General features: G+C 59.1%; 15 protein-coding genes. 4 read left to right on the forward strand and 11 right to left on the reverse strand.

Features of this window, described 5'->3' with window-relative positions; genetic code table 11:
* The first annotated feature begins 145 nt into the window (after nt 1-145).
* Nucleotides 146-2248 (forward strand): hypothetical protein, encoded by a 2103-nt coding sequence (locus tag DEF76_RS07345; RefSeq protein WP_114911773.1) that lies wholly within the window; start codon nt 146-148, stop codon nt 2246-2248.
* 103 nt (nt 2249-2351) lie between these two features.
* On the opposite strand, the gene DEF76_RS07350 is transcribed toward DEF76_RS07345, so the two are convergent.
* Nucleotides 2352-3485, reverse strand: a complete 1134-nt coding sequence (locus DEF76_RS07350) for an acyltransferase family protein (RefSeq protein ID WP_162800534.1) — start codon at nt 3483-3485, stop codon at nt 2352-2354.
* Nucleotides 3486-3666: 181 nt separating this feature from the next.
* Between DEF76_RS07350 and DEF76_RS07355 the strand changes: the two genes are divergently transcribed.
* Nucleotides 3667-5184, forward strand: coding sequence for an ArnT family glycosyltransferase (locus tag DEF76_RS07355; protein ID WP_114911775.1), 1518 nt, complete (start codon nt 3667-3669; stop codon nt 5182-5184).
* 291 nt (nt 5185-5475) lie between these two features.
* On the opposite strand, the gene DEF76_RS07360 is transcribed toward DEF76_RS07355, so the two are convergent.
* The 10 genes from DEF76_RS07360 to DEF76_RS19265 all read right to left on the reverse strand — a co-directional run bounded on the left by DEF76_RS07360 (nt 5476) and on the right by DEF76_RS19265 (nt 11583).
* Nucleotides 5476-5865, reverse strand: coding sequence for a type II toxin-antitoxin system VapC family toxin (locus tag DEF76_RS07360; RefSeq protein WP_114911776.1), 390 nt, complete (start codon nt 5863-5865; stop codon nt 5476-5478).
* Nucleotides 5862-6110, reverse strand: coding sequence for a type II toxin-antitoxin system VapB family antitoxin (locus tag DEF76_RS07365; RefSeq protein ID WP_114911777.1), 249 nt, complete (start codon nt 6108-6110; stop codon nt 5862-5864). Before DEF76_RS07365 ends, DEF76_RS07360 begins: the two co-directional genes overlap by 4 nt.
* A gap of 1205 nt (nt 6111-7315) precedes the next feature.
* On the reverse strand, nt 7316-7765 hold the full coding sequence (locus DEF76_RS07370; RefSeq protein ID WP_114911778.1) for a type II toxin-antitoxin system VapC family toxin: 450 nt from the start codon (nt 7763-7765) through the stop codon (nt 7316-7318).
* Between the two features lie 4 nt (nt 7766-7769).
* Entirely contained in the window at nt 7770-8090 is a 321-nt protein-coding gene (locus tag DEF76_RS07375) for a type II toxin-antitoxin system Phd/YefM family antitoxin (protein ID WP_240319133.1), read from the reverse strand.
* 85 nt (nt 8091-8175) lie between these two features.
* The gene (locus DEF76_RS07380; RefSeq protein WP_114911779.1) at nt 8176-8517 is read right to left on the reverse strand and encodes a type II toxin-antitoxin system RelE/ParE family toxin; all 342 of its coding nucleotides are present in this window, start codon (nt 8515-8517) and stop codon (nt 8176-8178) included.
* Complete coding sequence (locus tag DEF76_RS07385) at nt 8490-8777, reverse strand: ribbon-helix-helix domain-containing protein (protein WP_114911780.1); 288 nt, start codon at nt 8775-8777, stop codon at nt 8490-8492. Before DEF76_RS07385 ends, DEF76_RS07380 begins: the two co-directional genes overlap by 28 nt.
* Nucleotides 8778-8955: 178 nt before the next feature.
* The gene (locus DEF76_RS07390) at nt 8956-10212 is read right to left on the reverse strand and encodes a recombinase family protein (protein WP_240319237.1); all 1257 of its coding nucleotides are present in this window, start codon (nt 10210-10212) and stop codon (nt 8956-8958) included.
* The gene (locus tag DEF76_RS19870) at nt 10149-10742 is read right to left on the reverse strand and encodes a recombinase family protein (protein WP_114911782.1); all 594 of its coding nucleotides are present in this window, start codon (nt 10740-10742) and stop codon (nt 10149-10151) included. Before DEF76_RS19870 ends, DEF76_RS07390 begins: the two co-directional genes overlap by 64 nt.
* Before the next feature lie 100 nt (nt 10743-10842).
* Entirely contained in the window at nt 10843-11118 is a 276-nt protein-coding gene (locus tag DEF76_RS07400; RefSeq protein ID WP_114911783.1) for a hypothetical protein, read from the reverse strand.
* A 225-nt stretch (nt 11119-11343) separates the two neighbouring features.
* On the reverse strand, nt 11344-11583 hold the full coding sequence (locus DEF76_RS19265; RefSeq protein ID WP_162800535.1) for a hypothetical protein: 240 nt from the start codon (nt 11581-11583) through the stop codon (nt 11344-11346).
* A gap of 792 nt (nt 11584-12375) precedes the next feature.
* Between DEF76_RS19265 and DEF76_RS19680 the strand changes: the two genes are divergently transcribed.
* Both DEF76_RS19680 and DEF76_RS07410 read left to right on the forward strand, forming a co-directional pair.
* Nucleotides 12376-12990, forward strand: a complete 615-nt coding sequence (locus DEF76_RS19680) for an AAA family ATPase (RefSeq protein ID WP_205216133.1) — start codon at nt 12376-12378, stop codon at nt 12988-12990.
* 4 nt (nt 12991-12994) lie between these two features.
* On the forward strand, nt 12995-14458 hold the full coding sequence (locus DEF76_RS07410; protein ID WP_205216134.1) for a hypothetical protein: 1464 nt from the start codon (nt 12995-12997) through the stop codon (nt 14456-14458).
* The last annotated feature ends 19 nt before the right edge of the window (nt 14459-14477 follow it).

Consider the following 14477-nt stretch of genomic DNA (forward strand, 5'->3'; position numbering starts at 1 on the left):
CTGATTCTGCTCTCCAGGACTTCGGCCGCCGGGTTCGCTGCCAGGTGTCACAGAGAACGATTTCGCCTCCAGGCCAAATACGTATAGACTAATATTAGTTAGTGGTAGCTTTTAGCCTTTTCGCGAGATCAAAGAGGACGTGGCCATGCCCATTCACCGCGTTGCTGCTTTTCTTGCCCCAGTCGCGCTGGCTGCTAGCCTCGCCACCGCGAGCGCGCAAGGGATGCTGCGCGCGCCGACGTCGCCGGCGGCCAAGGCGGCGAACGATGTCGTGGGGTTGATCATCGAGAATCTCGCCGCGAAGCCCCTGCCGGCGAGCCCGATCACCTTCGGCCAGGCTTTTCTGCCTGGGCGCGTGCCGGCCAAAGCAGGGTTGATCGCGCGGATCGATGGCAAGGATGTCCCGGTGCAGGTGGACGCCAAGACCACCTATCCCGACGGTTCGCTCCGCATGGCGGTCTTAAGCCTGATCGCGCCTCCCATGGCAGCCCACGCCAAAGCCCCCGTCATGCTGGCGACGGCGGCGACGGCGGCGGGCGGCGCGGTCGATCTCGCGCGGCTTGCCGACGACAAGGGCTTCGGCCTCACGGTCGATCTCACCTTTCATCAGGAAGACGGCAGCGCGGCGCCGTTCCATCTCGACGCCGGCCCCTTGCTCGCCAAGGCGTTGGCGGGAGAAAAACCCGATTATTGGCTGCGCGGGCCGATCGCGAGCGAAATCCGCTTTGATGCGCCGGTCACCGGCTCGTTCCATATCGTTTTCGACGTGCGCGCCTATGCCGATGGCACGACGCATACTGATCTGCAATTCGCCAATGATTACGCCATGCAAAAAGCCGGCGGCGCGGTGAAATATGACGTCCTGGTCAAGGAAGACGGCAAAATTGTTCTGCAGTATCGCAATCTCGTGCAATTTCAGTATGAGAACTGGCATCGCACGCTCTGGAGCGGCACGGTGCCGCCGGTCAATCTCGCTCGCGATGTCGATTATCTCGAACGCATCGGCGTGATCGCCGATTACGACCTCGCGGCCGGCGCGCCGGCAGCGATGGTTGCGGAAGAGGCAAAGCAGATGGGCCAGCCGGGTTTTGGTGCGCCGCTCGCGACCAACGGCGTCACGCAATATATGCCGATGACCGGGGCGCGGCCCGATATCGGCCCGACCACGCGGGCGAACGCGATCTGGCTTTTGACGCAGGATCCGATGGCCGCCGCCTATGCTCTCTGGCAGGGTGAGGCGGCGGCCGGCATTCCGTGGCATTTCTGGAACAGGGAGGCCGGAACCTGGCTCAACACCGACCAGAACCCGCAAATCTGGGCCGACCCGCGCGGCGGCGCGAATGGTCTGACCCAACAGGTAGACGGCAAAAACAACGGCTGGGCGCCCGACACCGCGCATCAGCCCGATCTCTCTTTCGTCCCTTATCTTTTCACCGGTAGCCGTTTTAACCTCGACGAACTGAATGCCCAGGCGGCGTTTTCCATTGTCTCCACCTGGCCCGCGATGCGGAGTGGCGCGCCCGACAGCACCGGCCCCGATAACGTCATCTTCGGCAACCAGATGCGCGGCGGCGCCTGGAGCTTGCGTGAAATCGACGAGGCGGCCTGGGCCAATCCCGATGGCACAGTGGAGAAAAAATATTTTTCCAAGGTGATGGACGATAATTGGCGCTGGCTGGCCAGCCAAATTCCTGCCCTGACCGCGTTGGAAGGCGAGGCGCACGGCTATGTGATCGCGACATTCCAATATGACTATGCACTCGCGCCGTGGCAGCAGGATTATTTTTCGTCTTCGGCGGCGCAAGCGGCGAAATTGGGCAATCGGGACGCGCGCGCCTTCCTTGCCTGGTCGACGAATTTTCTCGCCGGCAGCGTGTTCAAGCTCGGCCATGACAGCGTCAACTACGTCATCGCGGTGTTTCCTCATAGAAATCCCGCAATTGGGCAAATTTACTGGAATAGAGACAAAAACGGCTGGGATTATGCGGAACCGCTGAAGAATTGGCGAGATATCGAAGAAAACACCAAACGCTACGGCCCCTCGAACGGCAGTGGCTGGGCGCGGAGCGATGGCGATTATGGCCAGCTCGCGATGCTGGCACTAGCTGGTATACAAAGCGTCGTGCCCTCGGAGGCGGCGGAAAAAGCCTATGAGTGGCTACAAAAAAGCGGCGCGCCCTATACTGACGCGAATTCTCTCCATCACACCCCGGAATTCGATATCGTCCCGCGCCCGCCGCAGTCATAGCAACGGAGTGGGCGCGTTCAACTGTATCCTCATATTTCACGCGTGATTCCAATGGGATATAGTCTGATGCCCGGTGACCATTTCCGATCCCCCGCCATTACTGTTATTGTCTGCGCCGCCACGTGGTGAGTCGTTTGCCGATATCGATTATCGGCTGCTCGATCACGTGATAGGTGCAGAAGGCGCCAAGACAGGTCGCCCCGGTCACCGCGAGCCAACCGGCGGCATAAGCGGCGATCGCGGTGAAGCCAGTCGCGTGGGTGTGAAATAGCTGCGGATACCGCTTAAGTAACAAGTCGATCGCGGCGTAGTGCAGGAGATAGGCACTGAAGCTGATTTTTCCGACCCACGCTGCCAGCGGATTGATGAAGATGCCCGGTCTTGCGCGCGCGAGCGCCAGCACGAAGCCCCCGAGCGGCAAGGCGGCGGCCTGTGCCATGCCGAGAGTCCAGGCATTCTCCCCTGCCCATTGCGGAAAAGGCGACCACGAGAGCGCGAAGAACAGCATCAGCGCGCCCGCCGCCATGCCGTCCGCCCAGCGGCCGGGGAGGCGCATGACCCCGCCTTCGAGCAGGAAGAAAATCACCGTGCCGAACGCGAACCCCGGCAATTGGTTGGGAAACCAAAAATAAAGGATGTCCTCAACGGCGCGCGTCGAATACGTCTGATGCCAAAGGAGAAATCCTATCCGATTGGCGAAGATGGCGAGTGCGATCGCGCCGAGCGTGAAAAAAATTGCCCGACGGAGCGAGGTCACGGCGCCGGCGATGAACGGGAAGAGAGCGTAGAAGGTGAACAACACACTGATGCTCCAGCCGCCCGGAATCACCGACCATTGGCCCATCACCGTCGGCGCCGTCAGCGGGTGCCAGAGATTGACGAAGCCATAGGCGGTGATGAATTGCGCGAGATCGAACCCATGCGCCGGCGGGGCGAGCTGCCAATAGAGCAGGCCGCCGAGGTAATAGGCTGGCATAATGCGAAAGGCGCGGCGGAGGAAGAAGGCGCCGATATCAGCCCGACCGCGCTGCGCAACCTCCGCCCGCCATGACAGCATAAGGGCGAGGCAACTAATTAGGAAAAAAAGCTGCACCCCATGCCAGCCGAGGATGGCCAGGCGACGGACGGGATAGGGCAGATAGGAGTAGCTGAAGGTGATGTCACAGGTGATGACGAGCAGGATGGCGTAGCCTCGTAACGCGTCGATATAAGCGTAACGTGGCTTGTCGAGTTCCAAAGTTCCCCCTAATCTCGTTTTTCTGGCCATCCTATGAGTTCGGATATGATGGCCTGCCCTGGAGATGAGAACAAGAGGCATCGATTCCAGCTTGACACATCTCCTGGGTATGCTGGTTTTCGGCGGACATTAGCGCATTTCATCCTAATCCAAATCGAGCGTGCTAAATTGGGGGGGGTATATGCCAGGCGCTGAGATAAAAAATACGCAGAGCACAATCAAAAATAAACATCAATATATCGACAAAATTTCATCCATATTTGTGATATTGTTTCTAATTATAATTTCATACATAACGATAGCGCTATTTTACAGAGCAAGCTTTAAAATTCCAATTATGTACAATGAAGGATGGAATGCTGGATTAATAAAGAACTTTATGTTAAATGGAAAATTATATTATGCACCATACGATTTAGTGGTAAATAATTATCCGCCTCTATCATTTTTTATAGTAAGAAGTTTTATGTTATTTACGCATGATGCGGTATTTTCTGGAAGATTTGTTTCTGCAATATCTTTTATGATAAGTGGTTTTATGATGTACAAAATATCGCATCATGAACTTGGTAAAAGGCTTGCTGCCATTTTGTCGGCTCTCCTATTTATAGGATATACTGACATAAATTATGATTTATATATAGCTTCCGATGACCCACAAATGATTTCGATTGCATTTAGTCTTATCGGGTTATATATGGCCACTTTAGGAAACAAAAAATTATTTTTTGACATATTTTCAGCAATAATATTTGCTGTATCTATATATACAAAACACAATAACATAGCGCTTCCTTTATCAGTTGGAATTTGGAAATTGATCTATAATAGAAAAGAATTTTTAATTTTTTCTATATCTGGAATTATATCATCGCTAATATTAATGATTTTATTTACGACATTATTAGGAGAGAATTTTTTAATCGGCCTTTTTTCTCCAAGGCACTATTCTTTTTCAAGAGCATTAAATCTTATGTTGACTTATAGCTCTTCTATGACATTAATAATTGCATTATCAATTCTTCCAATTGCATTATTTAGGATAACTAAATTTTACTCTTTAGTATTTATTTTTATTATTTTGTCATTTTTTATAGGAACATTTGAATTAGGCGGAGATGGTACCGGAGTAAATGCATATTTTGAACTTCTTATTGCATCTAGTCTGGGGTGTGCGGTGCTTGTTTCGCATCTCTTTGACGGCGGTTGCAAATTTCACAATTTACGCGCGCTTGTCATTTTATATATGATTTTAGGGGTATTGATTACGCCGGGAATGAACAAACAAAAAAGCGTTTTTAATTTTAAATCATGGAATAGACAAATAAATGATAAAGAAAATGTAACAAAAAAAATAATAGAAGTAATACAAAAATCAAATGGACTTGCAATATGTGAAACTAACATATATTGTTATTGGGCCGGAAAATCTTTTTATATAGATCGGTTTAATTTTGAACAAAAGATTCTTCTTGGGATATTAAAGAATAATATTTTGTTATATGGGCTGCGTGATGCTGCATACCCAGTAATACAACTAGACAATGAGAGTGATGTAAATTCTCTTTTATTAAAAGTCGATGACAAAAACAATTTTTCTAATCAACTTGATGCAAAAGAATTATTAACTAAAAATTACATAAAAAAAACATTTTCAGGAACCGATGTTGTTATATATCAGAAAAAATCACCAATATGAATAGTGGTTGCTCTCCGTCTTGCTTCATTTTCCTATAGATGCTTCTCTGATTGCGTCGTCGCCGGCAAGCTGCTATTTTCTTCTCAAGCTATTCCCGTAGGCCACTTGCTTCTCTTCGTGGTCGGTGCTTGACCAGCCCTATGCTGGGGTCAGGAGGCGGGCGTCTCAATCGCTTGGCCAAGCCGTTGTTAATTCAGACTGAGAAACGGGCTTCTCGGCGATATCAACGAATTTTGGTGTCACGAGGCAGTCCAACCACGACGCATACCACCTGTCTTTTCTTGGCGGCGTTCACGCGGCCGTCCTGATATCGGTTTGGCTGAAGTCATTACCCTTAAATAAGAGCGGTTCGCCCGTGGCCTTCGCCAGGGCATAGGGAAAGCAGTCGCCGTAATTCAGGCCAGCCTTGTGCCTGCCCTTGCCAAAATCAAGGAAGGCCTGCCGCGCCAGCTCGCCCTGCTCAACCGTTACCGGCTCGACCGTGACACCGGCGCGGCGGAAGAATGCCTCAGCCAGCCGCATACCCTCCGGGCCAAGCTGATTTTCGACCACTATTGACAGCTCGACATAGCTCGCCACGCTGATGCGGCATTCGTCGGCGTCGTGAATGAGCCGCGTGAAGGCTTCCGCTTCAGGCTCGCGGTAGAGGATGGCGACCATTGCCGATGTATCGATAATCATTTCGGCAGACCATTCTCGTCATAGAGCAGCTCGGCATGGCTGGCGTAAGGGCGCTTCACATGGGCGGCGGCGCGATCGGCGATTGCCAGCAGCTCTTGTACACTGGCCTTGCCTTTTCGCTGTTCAATCTTGGCGTAACGTTCGCGCAGGGCCTCGGTGACGACACGTGTCATGCTTTCGCCCGTGGCGCGGGAGATAGCCTGCGCCAAACGGTGTGCCTCGGGGTCTTTGATGTTGAGGCTCATAGATGGCACCATTTCTACCGTCTATCAGATATTTCTACCATTCTACCCGTATTAATGAGTCGTGCCAAGGGGTGATTTACCCGCCCACAGGAAGTAATGCTCGGCGGCCAACGCTTGCAATGATGTGAACCGCGGCCTGAAACGCGATCGACTCTTGAAGAGCGCGCCATTTTACATTCTGGACATGGCGGCTGCCACCAAGCGGCTGTTCCTGCGCGGGCGGATTGCCGTTTTGTTCTGCGGCCTTGCGGGGAGGCGGAGGCGTGTTCGGTATAAGTGGCAGCGCTCCGGCGCTGCAAACCGCGCGCATTGTTACAAGGAACCCGCCATTACTCGATGCGTTGCACAAAAATGGGCTTGCCCACGCCGATTAGATGGCCACGCTCATGGAGGACGGTCCCCGTGCCAAATTTTCAACGCCGCACGACGGTGAATGCTGCAAACTCGGCGCATGCCCAGGACTGGGGTGCCGCCCAGTGAAACAAACTAAAGAGCTATGAATCTAACGCATGGCTATGGGTTTGCTTGGATGGCCTTGGCGGCGCCGAGGCAGGCGGGTCGGAAGGCGGTGAGGCGTGCGCCTTCGCTGCCCGCAAGCGCGGCGAGGGCGTGGCGGAGCGCGGTTTCCAGGGGCATGGGTATCGGTGTTGGTGGCGGGCGCGCAGGATGCGTGTTTTCCAATGCTTGCGAGGGTCGCAAGCTTATGTCTCGGCGCGTTGCGTGCGGCCAATTTTTGCCTGATTCCTGGCTGATGGGATGAGCAGATGCAGCCCGTTTGCGCGCTCGCCGCCACTACCGGGCGCGTTTAGTTTCAATCCCCTGACCGGCGGGCATGCGGTGCGGCGGAGGAGTTCGGGAACTTGCCGTGCATGGTTGGTCTCCTGTTGAGAGTCAAAAAAAACCTCCCGCGCGCGACCGTGGAAGGGTCCAAACGGATAGTAAGTGTTTACCAGATAGAAAAAGCGCCCGCCGGTTCCCCGGCGGGCGCCCCTCCACACACTACCGAGCGGGGAGTCCAGCTCCACCCGGAACGGCTATCTTGGCAGGGGCGCGGCGCGCCGTAAAGGTCACCCGCGCCTGTTTCAATCCCCTGACCGGTGGGGCATGCGGTGCGGCCAAAACGCATTTTTCATAGTGCGCGGGGCCTATAGCGGAATGGGCCGTCGCGCTGGCTCATCCGGTTTACACGCGGACGACCTGTTGCCTTATTCTGGAGCCATATTTTGGGGTGGGTGTGCAAATGGGTCGTGCGTTGGGACGCCGAGCGGCGCAAAATGTCGCTGGTTGCGGGTAAGGATGATGAGCCCGTGGTGCTGGGCGGTCGCAGCAATCACGATATCCGCGAAGCCGGGCGCGTGACCCTGGCTGCGAGCGAAATCCGACAGGGCACCAGCGAGACGGGCGGTTGCGATATCAAAAGGCAGGATGCGGGCAGCATAGAGGTGCAATACCGTTTCGAGCCATGCGCTCAGGTCTCGGGATTTGCGAGCGGCGCCTTCTCGTTTGGCCTTGGCGATGCCGTCCTCGATTTCCGCGATGGTCACAACCGAGAGGAATAGCTTCTCGGAGTGCGCATCCATCCAGGCGGTCATCTCGGCAGGCGCTACCCGTGCAGGCGCGCGCTCCGAAATGACATTGGTGTCGACGAGGTACAAAGCATCAGAGTCCGCTGTCGCGGGGAGGGGCGGTGTTGCGTCGCGGCAAATCCCCCTTTTCGAGGGGAGCCGCCATCAGCAACTTACCAAAAGATGGCACGTGCGAGAGGCGCTGCCATTCCTCGAACCCCAAAATGACCGCCTCAGGCTTACCGTGGCGTGTGATGATGGCGGCCTCCCCACGTCGGGCGTCGGCGACGACGGCGGAGAGGCTGGCCTTGGCGTCGCGGAGCTGGATTTCTCGCATGATGACCTCCGGATGAAGAAGAACCACAGTGGTCATTTTATGTCGATTGGGCAGGCGGGGCAAGAGCGAAGAAATCATGGCGACGCGTCAGTCGGAATGGAAGACGCTGGTAACCGTGTGGGAGGTGATGGAGTGGCGCTCCGCGTGCTCGGCGTGGAGCGGTTCATCTGTCGAGACTGCGGCCCTCCGCCCTGAAGCCGCCATGCTCGGCGATTGCCGCGATGTCACGGGCGCCGTGCAAAACGCGAATAATGATTATCTCATCCGGCCGCGGCTGGTAATAGATGGCATAGGCACCGTGAAAGGTGACGCGTAGACCGGGGGCAAGCCGGTCTCGCGCGGGGGCCGCGTGCGGAAAGTGCCGCATCGGCTCGAACGCGGTCTTGACGTCCCGGACAAAGCGCATGGCGACATCTTCGGACACCTCAGCCGCGAGCCACGCCCAAATTTCGGATAAGTCGGCTTCGGCCGCTGCCGTCAGGCGGAGGGGGAGCGGCTCGCTAATAGCGTTCTCCCGCGTTCAATAATCCGGTCGGCGTCAAAGTCCCTCACGCGGCCAGCGGCGACATCGGCGAGCCCCTTGTCGATATCGGTTTTGAGCGCGGCGAGTTCCTGCAACTGAAGCGCGCGCTTCATCTTCCAGTCGCGCACCGCCTCACGCACGACCTCGCTGGTCGATGCGTAATCTCCGCCGTTGACTGCACCTTTGATGGCGGCGGCCATGTCGGACGGCAGGGTGATGGTCAACCGCTCGATTTCGGCCATGGCTATCCTCCTGAAGAAGACGCATACTTTATCATACTTTCAAGGCCCCCGCCAGCGGCCCGTCCCCCTCGCTCGCACGACCTTCAACGGGAGTGTCACAGGTTCGCTGGCTCCGGCTCGCCGTCTTTCCGACAGCTGGGGCGGTAATCTTCCCCCTCATTCGCAGAGGCAGAGAATGTCAGCCCGCCGGGCGCGCGACCAAGGCCGGGAAGGCCTCCAGGCCGCCATTCTTACGCGGACGGATTGCCATTTTGTTCTGCGGCCGTGCGGGGAGGCGGAGATGTGTTCGGTATAAGTGGCAGCGCTCCCCCGCAACCACCGATAGTAGACTCCCGGAAACGGCCGTTCCTGGCGGGGTTTGTGCCCCGTTTGGGAGCGGCCGGCGTTCGCGTTCCGGCGCCATCGCCTGGGTCAAAATCACCGCCAAATCACCATGCAGCGCCGCCGCCAAGCCATCCGGCGCGGTCGCATCCGGCGTCAGCACCACCTTCTCAATCATCTGCCGCAACGCCTCGCCCGCCTCATGGCGAATGTCGGGCTCGTTCAGGCATTGTTCCAGCGCCGCCACCTTGCGCCGGTAAATCTCCGCCGCCCGCGGATGCAGCCGCGCCGGCGGCGCAGGCTTGGAAAGCGCCGCCAGCTCCGCCGTCAGCGAGGCTTTCTCCGCCTCCAGCGTGCCAAGCCGGCGGCGCAGCGTGTCATTCCACTCGCCATCCTCAATCGCCCGCACCACCGCGTCGAGCTTACGCTCGATGGCGGCCAGCGTGTCCTTCACCCGCCGCTCGCGCATCGCGTCGTCGCGCTGCAGCTCGGCAAGGCTCTCGGTGAACGCGGTGACGAATTCCGCGACCAGCGCCGGCGTCAGCATATGTTCCCGGAGCCCGCCGAGAACCCGCGCCTCCAGCCGCTGGCGGGTGATGGTCACCGCGTTGTCGCACGTGCCCTTGCTGCGCCGGGCCGCACAGCCATAGCGGTCCTTGCCAATAATCGTATACCCGCCACCACAACAGCCGCAGACCAAAACCCCGCTCAGCAGGAACTCGCGACGATGGGCGCGGTTGAGGGCGTTGCCGGTGCCCTCGTCATGGCATACCGCGTAACGCGCCGCTTGCTGGCGTGCCCGCACCGCATCCCAAAGCGGCTGGTCGATGATGCGCAGCTCCGGCACCGCCACCACCTCCCATTGCTCGCGCGGATTGACCCGGGCAAGGCGCTTGCCGGTGCGCGGGTCCTTCACATACGAGCAGCGATTCCAGCTCAGCTCGCCGATATAAAGCGTGTTGTTGAGAATGCCGGTGCCGCGGTCGAGCTGGCCGCGAATGGTGGTATCGCCCCACGGGCGGCCTTCGGGGCCGGGCACGGCTTCGGCGTTCAGCTCATGGGCGATGGTGCGGGCCGATTTGCCGGCGGCGTAGTCACGGAAAATCCGCCGCACGATGGCCGCCTCGGCCTCGTTGATGCGACGCGCGCCAGCGCCGGAGGCATCCCCGGGCACGACGGCGTAGCCATAGGCGATGCCGCCCGGCACCCGTCCCGCCCCCGCGCCCGGCCGAGCTGGCCGCGCAGGGTTTTGTCGCGGAGGTCGGAGAGATACATCTGCGCCATCATGCCCATCACCCCGACATGCATCGGCGTCACCTCGCCGCTGTTGGTGACGTGCAGCTTGACGCCATAAAAGGTCAGGCGGTCGAAGAAATCGGCGACATCGGCGAGCTTGCGCCCGAGCCGGTCGATGGCCTCGGCGACGACGACATCGAAGCGCCGCGCCTCGGCATCGGCGAGCAGGCGCTGGAAATCGGGACGAAACCGGCTGGCGCCGCTCTGCGCGCGGTCCTCATAGGTGGTGGTCAGGGTCCAGCCCTGGCGCGCGATGTAGCGGCGGCAGACTTCCAACTGGTCTTCGATGGATGCGTCGCGCTGGTTGTCGGAGGAATAGCGAGCGTAGATGACGGCGCGGAGGGTCATGGGCGCAGCTCCAGCGGCAGGGCCGGCGATGATGTCGCGCCATCGCCCTGCCGGTCAAGAATGACGCATGGGTTTCGCGGTAAGTCGCGCGGCATGACGGTCAATGCCAGCGGCCATGACGCATGAGAACTATGACCGCGCCTATCACCAGCGCGGTGGCGGCCATAATGGCCGTCATGTCAATGGTGCCGCAACCGAGGCTGAGCCGCCGATAATCCTCCCGCGTCGCCTGCCTGGCCAGCAGGCGGGCAATCCAGGCGAGGGTCGGATGCGCATCCTGGAGAGGCACCGGCTTGGGTGCGGCCTCACGGCGCGCGGCGGCGTTGGTTGTTTCCGGTTTCGGCGATATGCGCCGGGTGTTCAGAGTATGCGTCATGTTCAATCCTCCCGTTTGGCGGACGAGGCCTTCACTCGCCGCGGTTAATGCACGACAACTCAAAATTCAGAACTGTCAATAACTCATGATAACGTGTGGGAATAATAATAGCAAGAACTAAAATTATAATATCTTCTATATTAAGGGACTCCATAGAGGCACATTCCGGCGTAAGTCGGAGAAAAGGCGCCCTTTTGGCGCGGCTGTGCGGATGGCGGGGACGGGTCAGAACAAATGGTCGACGACCAGCATGACGACGCCGACGATGTGACCGATGCAGATGACGATTTCGAGGCCGCGGTCGGCAACTTCGCGCCAGGTCTTCTCGCCCGGGTGGGAAGCGGGGCGCTGACGCGCGGCATATCCGGCACTCTGGCCATGATGCCGGGCCTTGGGGCGAGAGGAGATGACGGCGGCTCCCGACAGGGAGCGCGGTGTGCTACGGTGTTTGGCAGCTTGTGACATTGCTTACTCCAATGTTGCAGGTCAGGCCGGGTATGGTGCTGGTAACACCATGCTCGGCCGCTTTGTTTCCGGGGGGCGCCCGGCGCGCGGGAGAGGGAAGAATATGTCCACCCGTCTCTTGATATAAATATAGTCTCACAATTGAATAACTTCAAGAGAAAAATAGACAAAGCACAAAAAAATACTGTATTGTCTCTTGCGTGACTGTTCTCACACCAGAGGATGCGAGACGAAGGCCAACGGCTTCAATCCCATCGCCTTCAACCTCACTATCAAGCGCCGAATAATTCCCGCAGCCGTCATGACAGGCCGAAGCGTTACTGCATAGGCATCGCAGCAGCAATTCCTTAACCGCTCTTTACCATTAGCGATGGCCGATGACTGGCAGAAAGCCGGGTACAATTTTCGTTCCAACGATTTTAGAAATATTTTCGCCCCATGTTCTTTTGCCTCCCATCGCCATCACTGGCGGGGCTGCGGAACCGGCGGCGCCGTGCCCGCACAAGGCGGGCACGGCGCCAAGGCTCGGGGCAGAGGGGAAGGCCACGACCTGGGCAAGCCGGAATTGGATGGCGGGAGCAAGTTCCTGGGATGCCGGAGGGGAATGTTGACAATAAAAATTGAGGGGGGAGAGGCAGAAAGAAAGGCAGAAAAAGAGCGAAATGCGCGCTTATACGTCGCTTCGCGACGTTGCTTGGGGAGGTGGTGGGAATTTTTGCTCAATAACCATTTGTTCCTTGCATGGCGGCCGGGTAATATTTTGCAGTGGACAATTTTTACCCGGAATAACGCGTGGCCATCTACCATTTTAGCGTCAAGATTATCTCCCGAGGCCAGGGCCGCAGCGTCATCGCCGCCGCCGCCTATCGCGCCGGAGAGAGGCTCCGCGACCACCATCTCGGCCGGTGGCAGAATTACACCCGCACAAAAGAGATGCTGGCGTTGGAGAGCGGTCTTGCGGCAACCGCCGAGGCGCTGGGAAAGGGCGGGCATAAGCCCGTGGCCCCGGCGCTGTGCCGCCAGCACGCCGAGGCTGCCGGGCTGGGGGACGAGCAGGCGCTGGCGCTCGGCCGTATCACCGGTGCCACCCATCTCGCCGCGGTGGTTGGCCATGCCGGCACCGGGAAGAGCACTCTGCTCGGGGCGGCGCGGGCGACGTGGGAAGCGGCGGGCTATCGCGTGCGCGGTGCCGCGCTTTCGGGGATTGCCGCCGAGGGGCTGCAGCAGGGGGCGGGGATAGAAAGCCGCACCATCGCCTCGCTGCTCCGGCAATGGGGGCAGGGGCGTGAGACGCTTTCGGCGCGTGATGTCCTGGTCGTCGACGAGGCGGGGATGGTCGGCTCGCGCGACCTCGCCGCCTTGCTGGCGGCGGTGCAAGCGGCGGGAGCGCGGCGAGCTGGGCCCTGACGTCATGCTGCCGACCCGGGACGGGAAAAAACCCTTTGCGGCCGGCGAGCGCATCTATTTTCTCCGCAATGAGCGCTCTCTCGGGGTGAAGAACGGCACGCTTGGCACGCTCGTTGCCATCGAGGGGGCGGGGGCGGGCGCTCATCTCAAGGTGCGGCTCGATAGCGGGCGCGAGGTGGTGTTCGCGCTCAAGGACTACGACGCCCTCGACCACGGCTATGCCGCGACGATGCACAAAGCCCAGGGCGTCACCGTCGACCATGCCCATGTGCTGCTGAGCGCGAGCATGGACCGTCATCTCACCTATGTCGCCCTCAGCCGCCATCGCGAGAGCGTGCGGCTGCATTGGAGCGAGGAGGAGATGGGCAACAGCGCCCGCATGGCCGAGCGGCTCGCGCGCGCGCGGCGCAAGGAGAGCACGCTCGACTATGAGCCGGCGGCGGTTTCGACAGGCGTCGGCTTCGCCGTCCGCCGCGGCCTCGCCCCCGAAAGCGCTATCCTCGTTCCCGAAGCGCGGCCGGCGCCGCCAAGGGCCATGCCGCAACCGGCGGCGGCGATGGCCAAGGCATCGCCAGTGCCGGAGCCAAAAGCGTCTGCCGCAAAGCCGGCGTCCGATGTACCGCGGCCGCAGCCGCAACCGGTGCCCTTGTTCCGCAGGGGGGTGCTGACTCTGAGCAGGATGGTGACGACTCTGAAAAGTGCCATCGCCGTCGTGCTGCCGTCTTCGGCCGGAACGCCATCGCCTCAGGCAAAAGCCCAGCCTTCGGCAAAGCCGGTGGCGAAGGCGCAGCCAGTGGCAAGGACGACGCCAAAGCCGCCGGCTGCCAGGGTGGTTGCGAAAGCGCCGGCGCAAAAGCCGGGGTGCATGTCGTGGCTTGGCCAGGTAATGACCAAGGCGAAGAGCGCCATTGTCGCGATGTTGCCCTCGTCTCCCAAAGTGTCGGTGGCCAAGCCGCCGCCAGCGGCAAAGCCGATGGCGAAAGCACAATCGGCACAGTCGATGGTGAAGGCAGCTACAATGATGAAGGTGCCATCAAAAGCGCGGGCGGCGTCATCCGCGACGGTGAAATCATCGGCGGAGGTTTCCGCGCCATCGCGGCAAGCGCAGGGCGCGGCGTTGTCTTCACCACAGATGCAGGGGCCGCAGCCGGTGGCGGAGCCAGCCGCAAAACCGCAGGCGGCACCACACTCGGCGCCGCAGCCGGAACGACCGCCAGCCCCGCCGGCAGCGCAACCCGTCAGGGCGCCATCGCCGCCGCGGGTGCCGGAAGCCGCGCCCACTGCGACGCGCCCGCGGAATCCCGGCGCGGCCTGCGGGGCAGAGATATTCGTGCCGAACAGCCGTGATAAAATCATCGCCCCGGCGCGGGGAAAAATACCGCAGCCGCGCCCAGAGCCAGAACCAACGCCCGAGCCCGAGCCCGAGCCCGAGCCGGAGCCGGAGCCGCCCAGCATGGGTATGGGATAATCGTCGGGAGCCGCGCTAG

This window comes from Acidibrevibacterium fodinaquatile (genome assembly GCF_003352165.1).
GTDB classification, from domain to species: domain Bacteria; phylum Pseudomonadota; class Alphaproteobacteria; order Acetobacterales; family Acetobacteraceae; genus Acidibrevibacterium; species Acidibrevibacterium fodinaquatile.